The sequence below is a fragment of the Pseudomonas sp. ES3-33 genome, assembly GCF_000952175.1.
GTDB classification, from domain to species: domain Bacteria; phylum Pseudomonadota; class Gammaproteobacteria; order Pseudomonadales; family Pseudomonadaceae; genus Aquipseudomonas; species Aquipseudomonas gregormendelii.
The window spans coordinates 1-1,240 of record NZ_JZRI01000143.1 but is presented as its reverse complement, the minus strand read 5'-3'; the positions used below and the strand labels follow the sequence as shown (position 1 = coordinate 1,240).

The 1,240-nt window shown below is 53.3% G+C and carries 1 protein-coding gene; it reads right to left on the bottom strand.

The window, feature by feature from the left end:
- Positions 1 to 19: 19 nt before the first annotated feature.
- Positions 20 to 1,024 (bottom strand): IS110 family transposase, encoded by a 1,005-nt coding sequence (locus UB23_RS23285; RefSeq protein ID WP_236695884.1) that lies wholly within the window; start codon positions 1,022 to 1,024, stop codon positions 20 to 22.
- Between the last annotated feature and the right edge of the window lie 216 nt (positions 1,025 to 1,240).

The following is a 1,240-nucleotide window of genomic DNA, read 5'->3' as shown; positions in this document are numbered from 1 at the left end:
GTAGATACCGTCTTGAACCTCACTGAGCAAGCGCAAGTTTCGGGTCATATGGTTGGCCCGACTTGAGCACGCCGTAAACGAAATGCAGCAGCTTGCGCATCGCGGCACAGATGATCTGCTTGGGGGCCTTGCCGTTGGCCTTCAGGCGATCCTTCATTGCCATGATCGCCTTGTTATGCTTCAGCGCGACTAATCCGGGCATGTAAAGGCCTGCCCGTACGCGCGCGGAGCCAATCTTCGAGATCACGGTGCGGCCTTTGAGCAGCCCCGAGTCCTGCAGCTTTGGGTTCAACCCTGCAGCAGCGACTAGTTGGCGAGGATTGTCATATTTGCGCAAGTCACCCAGCTCGGCCAGCAGCCGCTCAAGCGTTTTCTGCCCGATACCGTCGATGGTCACGATCAAGTCGCGCATCTGGCGCATGTCCGGGTCATCATCGATGTGTTTTTTGATCGCCTTGTGCGTTTCAGCGATCTCTTTTTCGATGTGACGTAGTACGGAATTGATCGAATTTTTGACCTTCTCGTCAGACACATCGAGACGATTGAGCTCCATTTGCTCCATTTCCTGAAGGTCATCCAGGCGGCGCACCATGGCTTTTAACTGGCGATACTTCAGCGGCTCCGGTGCCCAGAGCTGCAGCTTTTCATGTTTTTCTTTGGCGAAGTCGGCAATCAGCTTGGCATCGCTTTTATCGGTTTTGATCCGACGCAATTCGCTTTTTGCATACGCATTGGTCGTGGCCGGATTCACCACGCAAACTCTATAGCCCTTGTTGTAGACGAACTCAGCGAGTTCCAGGTGATAGACGCTGGTGGCTTCCATCACGATCAGAGCCGAGGGCTCGACCTGCTTATGCAACCAGGCTTCAAACTCTTTGAAACCCTTGGTTTCGTTAGCCAGTTTGGCCTTGGTTTTGTGCTTGCCGTTTGGCAGATGTGTAGCGATATCAAAGGTGTTTTTTGCGACATCGACGCCGACGAAACTGGACATAACCGTCTCCCCAATTAGATCAATTTCGATCATCACTGCACTCTGTCCAACCTTGTGAATGCGGGCTCTCGCCAGAGACGGGCCCAAGATACCGTTCGAACTGTACGAGTGAGTGTGGAGGGTTGGAGCACAATCTACGTCACAGGCAAAAAGCCTAAGGAGCTGCACGGCTTCCAGATCCCTCCCTCGATGATCAGTCGAGAACTATCGCTCCTGATGGAGCGATAGTCGAGATACAAGGAGCTGCCG